The organism is Halorutilus salinus, from assembly GCF_026242195.1.
In the GTDB taxonomy this organism is placed as follows: Archaea; Halobacteriota; Halobacteria; order Halobacteriales; family Halorutilaceae; genus Halorutilus; species Halorutilus salinus.
This window is the reverse complement of record NZ_RKLV01000013.1, coordinates 44,598-53,417: the sequence shown is the minus strand read 5'-3', so window position 1 is coordinate 53,417 and position 8,820 is coordinate 44,598. Positions and strand designations below refer to the sequence as shown.

Sequence of the window (8,820 nt, the reverse complement as noted above, 5' to 3'; positions counted from 1 at the left end):
ACGCTCACGCTCAAACAGCCGACGACTGGCTTAGGTCGTTCAGCTTCGCTTGGAATATGCTTATCTGAACACTACCCTCCTCGTGTACTTCGGTCAAGTGTTTAGCAAACATTGCTAACTTGGCAAATTCATAATCTCTAGAAAGCCATTCTTGTTGATTGTGTAAATGTAGCACCCTTTTAGATATCTGATATAAAAAGTCCTCCATACCGTCTTCGCTAAATGGAGAGAATTTCATATCAAGAAGGTTAGCTATCTTTGACATAACATTACCAAACTGTATAGTAAATTCCATGCCGGTGTCGGGTGTTTTTACATCTATTTCACATTCCTCATACTTTCTTGATTCCAATATATGTGAGACTTGGTCAGTAGACATGTTCATGTTCTCTGATATTTCTTCCAAATCCATACCGTACGCCTCTCGGAGCATCTTTATTGTTCTCGCTTCCCAGTCTTCGATTTCCATGCTTTTGATATCATAATGCCCCACTTAATTCTATGCCTGCTCTTGAGTCTTTGGGGACTCTTTCATTTAATTTGGTACTCATGAATCCAAGCAAGCTTGTGTTACGTGCGAATACCCTTTTGAAGGAATTAAGATAGAACCGTAATTCCAGAATATAGACAGCAACTACACTTCCTGCATATGGTCGTAGACCCTCTCGGTCGTCTGTATCGAACGGTGTCTAAGCCTGTTCCTCACGTCGTACAGACGGTTACCCTCCTCGTGGTTCATCATCCTGTACGCAACGCTGTGACGGAGCGTATGAGGCGTTACCTCCTCCGGCTCTCCGCGCGTACCGTCTATCCTGTACGGACGTACCTCAGCCGTCTCAGCGACCTTGTGGAGCATGTTGCGGACAGCCTGCGCGCTCATCCTGTCCGCCGACCGTGAGGGAAAGAGAGATTCCGTGTCCTTCCACCGGCTGTTGAGGTACGCGGAAAGCGTCCTCGTCGTGTCACTCGACAGTGACAGCGTCACAGGGTCCGGGGTGTTCTCGTTAGGGTAGTCCTTCTGTACCTCGGCAGGTAGGTACAGCTTCGAGTTGCTGTCTCTAAGCATCTCTACGCCGACCTGTACAAGCTCACCGACGCGGAGACACGTGTCGTACATCAACTGTATGAGTGAGTCGTCGCGTTGCTGTAGGTACGAAGGTCTACAGTCGTACACTGCGTTCCTTAGCTCTTCTACCTGCTCTGGATGTAGCCATACCTTAGCCTTCTCGTCAACTTTGGAGTCTGTAGTTTCGGGCATAGTTCTGTAGCTTCTTTATAAGTAGAAGGATCCGCATCGGGGTTAAACTTTGGACTCTGTAAGTAGAATCCTAAGTTCGTTGTTCAGAGGGGGGGGTCCTTCTTTATTCTGTCTATGCGGGAGTCCAAAGTTGGGTAATATCTTCCACCAATCCAGACTAATATCCGATTTCCGCGGGTGTCGACCTCGGTGTTCAACGCGGAGATTAGTTCATCTGAGTAGCCGTTTTCTACAGCATACTCATCAGCGCGGTATTCGAATCCCGGATAGAAGCGTCGGAAAATCAGGTCAACTCCCACCAGAGCGCATATAATAAACAATCCCCGCACAAAATAAGTGTGTTCCAAAACGTACACCATTCTCTCAAATCCCCAAGCATAACCAGATAAAAGTAAGAGAAAGTAAGTTATCATATATACCGCAAATCCTACCCCCACACCAGCGAGAACCATTAGCGATAGTTTTAGACCTGATTTGTCCCTCATATGACCCATCTCATGTAGAAAGACAGCCTCTTTCTCTCCTGCTTCAAACCTTTCACTGTTGACAAAAATATTCCCGAGAATATATCTTGAACTTCCTTTCCATATCTCATACGGACCCTCGGAATCAGATAGATTATTGAATTTTCTCTTTTGTTGCTTATCTATACGCTGACAACCGTAGAACTCCAATAGTTTAGCAAAAAGCCGACTTACCAAGCCTGTCATAAATCCAAACAAGGAGTACCTCATATTAAGCCTTCTTGAGTGCCTCAAAAGATAATCACAAGACTGCGTTGGTTACGGATATTTACAACTTACACGCGTTAGTAGTGTAGAATAGAGCTGAAAGAGTAACGCGCGTAAATTGATAGAACCCGTAACCAGAGCCTTCCGTCGTTCTGTGACAGCAGGGGCTATTTTACGTCATCTCTCAACTGAATATTCGTGTAAGCCCTCTGGTCGCTTGCTCTTCCTGTCTTCGCCTTCCCTATATGGGGGAACTTTAGCAAGGATTTCCCGAACGCCTCTTTGCTCTTTGGTGTCAAGCCCTCTTTATCGGAGAACGACTTGTACGCGTCGTATACGTCACTCACCTTCTCTGCGCCATCCATATCATCCTTCAAGCACCGTGAGTAGAAACGAACGACGGATGTGCTCCATGTAAGCCAGAGCTTACGAGTCTCTTCCGGTGTCAAGTCGGCGGTGAATCCGCCCTGCTCAGCCAGACGTTCATAACCGTTGAGCATCCAGTTCAGAATACCTGACGCCTCTCTATCTACAAGCTCTTCGTCCAAGTTGTCGACACGGTCTTCACGGGGTATACTTTCCGGGAAGGGTACTATGAGTATGCGCCGCCAGAACGCCTCGTCAGCTTCGTACACTTCGGGAAGCTGATTCGCACTAAAGACGTGTTTCGTCGTCGGGGTGAAAGTTAGCTTTTTTTGCACACCCTTGAGTTCGGCGTCCACCACATCCTTACCTGTGATTAGCTTGAACATCCCTGTATTCTCTATCATGCTACTCGGTATGTCAGCCGACACGTTGAGCCATCGGTCACGGAGAACTGCCTTACCAAACCGACGTGTGAGTTGGTGGGGAGTTGAGGCACCGCGTACCTCTTCAGGAAGCAATGCTGACAGTATACCGATGAACGTACTCTTACCAGACGCCTGTGGACCTGCGAGAAAGAGGGATTTGTGGTGAGGCATACGACCGTGCATCAGCACGTAACCGACGTACTCCTGTAGCTTCTTGCGGTCACTACCGCTTCTGGTGACCTCTTTGAGGTACTCATGGAACTCGGGACAGTTGGCGTCCTCGTCGTACCTCACAGGTAGCCTAAACGTCGCATAATCGGACTGACGCAGGTCACGCAGGTCTCTGGTTTCGAGGTCAAGTAGACCGTTACGAACTGGCACAGTCCTCTTCGGCAAGTCGAACTCGTCGCGGTCCACCTGGGTTCGTGCCCTGACGCGTTCAACGGTCTCGTTCAGGACGCGCGTGGAGAACTCCGAACCGAGCGCGGCGTCCAGAACGCGCCGGATACGGTCCTCGCCGTCGTCTTTCCACACGCCCTCGTCGCCGTGGTAGCGGTAGACGCTCTCGTCGTCACCAACAGTAGCGAAACGTTCGTATTCGAGAAGGGCACGCGCGGCTTCCTGCGTCTTCTCACCCTTCTTAGGTGTCTTCTCCTCTTCGGCTTTGTACTCTGAGAGCCACGAAGATAGAGCACCGACGGCACTACCTTCGTCTTCAAGGACGGCGTCCATGTCCACGCTACCGCCCTCGTCAGGGTCATAGTACTCGTCTACCTGGCTGAGTGCGGCGTCAACGGTCCGCTCTCCGTAGGTCTGTGAACCACGGTCCTCGTCCCACTTCGGACGCATCAAGCTGGACCGTCGGAAGAGGTTGTCTATCCGTTGACGGTCTCCTCCGGTCCAGAACGCCAAGAGACAACACAGGGCTTCGTCAGCTTCGGACTGTGACGGATAACCGGCGGTGCTACCGTTCCACAGACTCTCGAACTTGTCGCCGTTCTCTGCGTTCCGTGCCTTCCTCAGTAGTTCCTCGTCGTCAAGGTCTACGTCGGAGGGTTCCGACACGCCGGTGCCGACGCCGTCGTGACCGCCGTCTGTGGCGTCCTCGTCGTCTTCGTCGTCGCCACGGATGTAATCGGCGTGTACGTCTCTCAGTTCCGCGACGCGCTTCTCTACCGACTTCGGCGCGCCCACACCAACGTCGCCGGTGAACGTGAAGTATCGGCGTTCGTCGTACATCTCCACGTTACCGCTTCGGCTACCTTCCGGCGGCACCATACCCTCAACGATAACGTGCAGACCGGTTCCGGAGGGCGAATACTCGGTGTACGAATCAAGCCGTTCGACTATGTCGCGCGCCCAGTCATCGACCTTACCGGTCTCTGGTTTTACGCACTTGTCAAGGTCTACTCCGGCGTAACGACCGTCGCGCGAGAACATGAATCCGATTCCTTCGACCTCGTCGTCTGTCTCGTAATGGTCACGCGCGTTCTCGAAGGACGCCCAAGTGCTCTCGTCGTTCGACTTAGCGAAACCTCCGGTGTGTGGGTCCACAGGTATCTTCGTCGGTTCACCGTTCCGCTCTTCGACCTTCCAGCATACCCAACTGTCACATTCTTTCAATCCTCCGGGAATATTACTGCAATTAACCATCTTCCTCCTCCCACCATACTATCTCTACATTCATCTCGGAGTAAGCCATTCTCCATCCCCCTGATGGACTTGACTCTACCATTCCCTACCTCCTACAATAGTATTATAAAGTTCACCGAACAACTGAACAATGTCTGGGACGCGTGTCACAATTACTGGGCGCATCTCCAGTGCGCCCCCACCTCTACAATACATCAGGTCCTCTCCCCCACTACAGTATGGTTTTTTTCAATTAATCTACCCATAATATCTGCTTCTTCACTCATTCTCTACCCTCGCTAATTTGATGACTACCAGGTCTCCATCCTCCAGATTTAGGTTCTCACGTACTGGCTTAGGTATCGTAACGCGTCCTCCTCCAAACAGACGCGCGGTTGCTATGGGGAACGATTCTACCGATTGGGTATTTTCTCGACCCATGAGTAGAGTAAAGTACCCCCGTATACTATCAGTATATACAACAGATTTCGTTACAAATTCACATATAAAGGGTATAAAAATGAGCCAATTCAGCAAGTCACAGAAGAAAGCGCTACAGGAGTTGAGAAAAAAATCCGACGAAGAAACTGACTGGGAACCCCCTGCAAAGCCACTACCGTATGCAATAAAACAAACCTTTGACGAGGAGTCACGTGATGATATTGGATTTGATGATTCGTACAAAGAGAATCCTCTCTTGCTTGATAGTCCTGTAGAAGATATACCCGATAGGTACCGGGAACTCAAGTCAGATTTAATGAAATTAGATAACGCCGGACAGTTGCAACAGGAGGTATGGTTGCCGCACTGGACTAACTTAATTCACTCAGCGGAGGATGATTCTGATAGTGTTATCCCCGGATTTTATGAGCAAATACACATCGGGAGCGAGCTGGGGGAACTGGCTGAACTTTTGATGCTGGAACCAGATAAGCCCGAGAGCATCAGAGCATCTGTTACTATGGGCTTCCTTGACCAGATGTTATTAGGAGATGTGTGGAGGGAGTTAAAGTACTTAGAACAAATTAAAGAACACGTCGATAATTTGATAGAGAAGAAACAGAAGAAGTTTGTTGAAGATATTGATGAGGAGTTACCAAAGGAACTACGCCGGACTTCAAGACAGAATATCAAAAAGCAGGGAATTAAATTAGATACTGCCGTCAAGGCTCATATTGACAATGCGGTAGATGACTTCCTTGAAAAACACCCTCCTGAAGAAATAAAAGACAGTATAGAGCGGTATGTCGAACAGTATGATGAAATACCTGAAACTAACCCTTCCTTTGCCGAGACAATTGATGAGCTGGCGGATGAACACTATAATAAAAAACGGAAATTGAGAGATGAGTTGAATCGGGATGTGGAGGCACTGGTTGAAACTGAAGTAGGAGGTATCGCGGGCATAGAAGTCATCAATAATATGCCTGACGAGGGTGTGACCATCCGTTATTTATCTAATGAGGTTACCGGAGATGGCATGAGTTCTCCAAGCATTTTGAAATTATGCGAGCGACTTGAAGATGCGAGACTAACTGGGGGGGAAGAGCTTAGGGCATCTCCTATTCGTCTTGGAGATAGAAATAAACTACATGACCGGAATGTTGAGCTTACTCCGTATGGTAAGTTGCTTCGTGAGAGTATAGCACAAAATGAACTGGGTTACCGTGACCCGTTCCCCCATGTCTCTGAAGAGACTGTTGAGGAGGTAATCTAACTATACGTTCATACGTTGTTTAGGTATTTCCTCCGTTGTTCCAGCTTCTCAGACTCTGTGCGCGCGTCGTAGTGTTTCTCCAGCACGTCGCGCGAGACGTTACAGCGGTCGCTCACGACCTCCTCAGGAACATCCTTCAGTCGGAAGTGTGTAATTGACCCTCTACGTATCCGATGTGGACTCATGCTTGAGGGGCACTCGTACGCCTTACTGTTGGTAGTCCCCTCGCACTCGTCCATATCTCTGTTGTGAGGACAGTCCTCACCGAAGAAACACGGACGAGTTAACTGGTAGGTCACCTGCCGGATGTTGCTCTTGTCGTACCTCCCTTGCTCGCTCGTGAATAAGGGGTTTCTACCGTGGTTATCGGTGGCTTCATGCCTTCGATGCTCTACGTAGTCATCAAGTATCTGACAGGTCTTCGGACTCAAAGCCACAGGTCGTTCACCGTTCGCTCCGTTCTTTAGTGACGTGCCGGTTTCGGGTCGGTGTTGTACCTCTATGTACTCTTCCCCAGAGTTGTAGTCGCTCACATCAAGGCTATGAAGAGCACCCATGCGCATCCCCGTGTGCCACAACACCTGAAAGATAGTGTGTCTGCGGGAAGCATACTCAAACTTCTCCAAGTGTCCGATTATCTTCTCAGCCTTTTCAGCCTCAATCTTTACATCATTCACGTCTTCTCCGTCACTCAGCTTAGGTAACAACACCTTGTCATGGAGTCCCTGCTCAACCCCGTCTATCTTCTCACAGAACTTCAGGAAGACCCGCAGAGCTACTAACTGGTTCCTGAGGGAGACTTTCTTCAGGTCTCCGTCCTCACGCCTCCACACGCGGTATCTGTGGATAGACCTGCCTGTGAGGTTGTTCAGGTTCTCTATGTCGTTCTGTTCACACCACCGAACGAAATGCTTGAGTCGGTAGTGGTAGCCTTCCCATGTTGCCTCCGCGACCTCGTTCTTCTTCTCCGACAGAAACATGTCTCTGGCTTCCGTAGGCTCTATTGCTTCCGGTTCCATTTTCTTCACCTACGGAAACACCCCGCGCGCAGCCACGCACCGGAAAGTTCGTCAACCTCAGATGGTTGCGCGTTAGTGCGTGGACCCCGTCCCGCCGAGCGTCAGCGAGGCGGGAAAGGGAACGTAACCGCCGCAAGGCGGTGGAGTGACGGGTGTTCAAATCCGCGCTTTCCCATCCATCGATACGCTCCATGGATGCGCGGGAGCCATGCAACGCATGGCTCACTATCTTAACTTAAGATATCGGACATCTTGTGAGGTTTGCCCCAGACCGCCTTTGCAATCTAAAAATTCCTAAAAACCCGTCGCAGTGTTCCGGTAAGCTCCCCTCGCACGTTCACTCGTAAAACTCACTTGTTCGTCGTCAGAACGCAGAGCGTTCTGACTGGCTCAGAAATCCTTGAGTTCCGAACGGTGAGGAGAACCTTACAGACTAAGGGTTCAACACCTTTATATATAAAGGCGGTCTATTCAGACCATGCCATCAACCCTTGACTTCGAGGGGCGGTTGGAGGGCACAGCCGAACGTATCCATGAGTCCGAAGAGATACGTGAGGAGAACAAGGAACTACTGAGAGAGTACCAGCGTGACCGGACGCTCAACGGAATCAAGCCGTCGACGGTAGAGCGTGACCTGTCGGCGTTGAAAGTTCAGTCGGAGCACCTGAGTAAGCCGTTTGACGAGATGGACAAGGACGATGTCAAAGACCTCGTCGCGTGGATACAACGGAAGTACGACAACGACTTTACCGTGTCTATCCACAAGCGCGCTCTTCGTAATCTCTTCAAGAATCTAAACGGCGGTGAGCACCCTGACGAGACTGACTGGATAACGACTAACCACAACGGAAGCAACGGCAAGCTACCGTCCGACCTACTCACACCGGAGGAGGTAGAGGCACAGATAGAAGCGTGTCACAACGCGCGTGACAAGGCTCTCATAGCTATTCTATGGGAAACCGGCGCACGTATAGGCGAACTCATAGACGTTACCGTGGGCGACGTAGAGGACAGAAAGCACGGCATGAAGGTGACCATAGACGGTAAGACCGGTTCTCGAAGGCTACCGCTCGTCGAAAGCGTGCCGCGCCTCAACAAATGGCTGAACGAACACCCTAACCCACAGAAGGGCGCGCCGCTGTGGTGTAAGATACAGCAAGGTAGCGCCGACGACCAGCTCGGTTACAGGTACATACGGTCGAAGATTCTGAAACGGAGTATGAACGACGCCGACGTGGACAAGCCCTCGAACCCACATCACTACCGTCACAGCCGCGCGTCGCATTTAGCCACGAAGATGACCGAAGCCGAACTTTGCGAGTGGTTCGGTTGGGTTCAAGGCTCCGACGTTCCGGCGAAGTACGTCCACCTGAGCGGTCGTGACATCGACAACAAGTACGACGCGCTTCACGACCTCGTCGACGAGGAGGACGAGGAGGACGACGAGAGCGTGGTAGAGTGTCCGCGCTGTGACGAACTCAACGAGCCGGACGCGGCGTTCTGCTACCGCTGTGGTTTCGCGCTGGACGTGGACGCGGCGGAAGAGGTGGAGAAGGTTGAGGAGGATGTGACGGCGACGGCGGAAGGCGACGACCTCGAACGCGCGCAAGACCTCGTCCGTGAGTTAGCCGACAATCCGGAGGTTCTGGAAGAGCTACTGAACGAGTAGGTG

8 protein-coding genes are annotated in these 8,820 nt (G+C 50.8%); 2 read left to right on the top strand and 6 right to left on the bottom strand.

The window, feature by feature from the left end:
• Nucleotides 1-10: 10 nt before the first annotated feature.
• From EGH25_RS11145 to EGH25_RS12340, 5 genes are all read right to left on the bottom strand, one after another.
• Entirely contained in the window at nt 11-469 is a 459-nt protein-coding gene (locus EGH25_RS11145) for a hypothetical protein (RefSeq protein WP_266088580.1), read from the bottom strand.
• A gap of 165 nt (nt 470-634) precedes the next feature.
• The gene (locus EGH25_RS11140; protein ID WP_266088578.1) at nt 635-1,258 is read right to left on the bottom strand and encodes a tyrosine-type recombinase/integrase; all 624 of its coding nucleotides are present in this window, start codon (nt 1,256-1,258) and stop codon (nt 635-637) included.
• An 83-nt stretch (nt 1,259-1,341) separates the two neighbouring features.
• Entirely contained in the window at nt 1,342-1,968 is a 627-nt protein-coding gene (locus EGH25_RS11135; protein ID WP_266088576.1) for a M48 family metalloprotease, read from the bottom strand.
• A gap of 188 nt (nt 1,969-2,156) precedes the next feature.
• Entirely contained in the window at nt 2,157-4,334 is a 2,178-nt protein-coding gene (locus tag EGH25_RS12175; protein ID WP_266088574.1) for a phage/plasmid primase, P4 family, read from the bottom strand.
• A gap of 357 nt (nt 4,335-4,691) precedes the next feature.
• A complete protein-coding gene (locus EGH25_RS12340) occupies nt 4,692-4,853 on the bottom strand; it encodes an AbrB/MazE/SpoVT family DNA-binding domain-containing protein (RefSeq protein ID WP_276591987.1) in 162 nt (53 codons plus the stop codon).
• Between EGH25_RS12340 and EGH25_RS11125 the strand changes: the two genes are divergently transcribed.
• A complete protein-coding gene (locus EGH25_RS11125; protein ID WP_266088572.1) occupies nt 4,852-6,129 on the top strand; it encodes a hypothetical protein in 1,278 nt (425 codons plus the stop codon). The two genes, EGH25_RS12340 and EGH25_RS11125, sit on opposite strands and share 2 nt — an antisense overlap.
• An 8-nt stretch (nt 6,130-6,137) precedes the next feature.
• On the opposite strand, the gene EGH25_RS11120 is transcribed toward EGH25_RS11125, so the two are convergent.
• Complete coding sequence (locus EGH25_RS11120; RefSeq protein WP_266088570.1) at nt 6,138-7,148, bottom strand: tyrosine-type recombinase/integrase; 1,011 nt, start codon at nt 7,146-7,148, stop codon at nt 6,138-6,140.
• A 478-nt stretch (nt 7,149-7,626) separates the two neighbouring features.
• Here EGH25_RS11120 and EGH25_RS11115 point away from each other — a divergent pair, with 478 nt between their 5' ends.
• Entirely contained in the window at nt 7,627-8,817 is a 1,191-nt protein-coding gene (locus tag EGH25_RS11115; RefSeq protein WP_266088568.1) for a site-specific integrase, read from the top strand.
• The last annotated feature ends 3 nt before the right edge of the window (nt 8,818-8,820 follow it).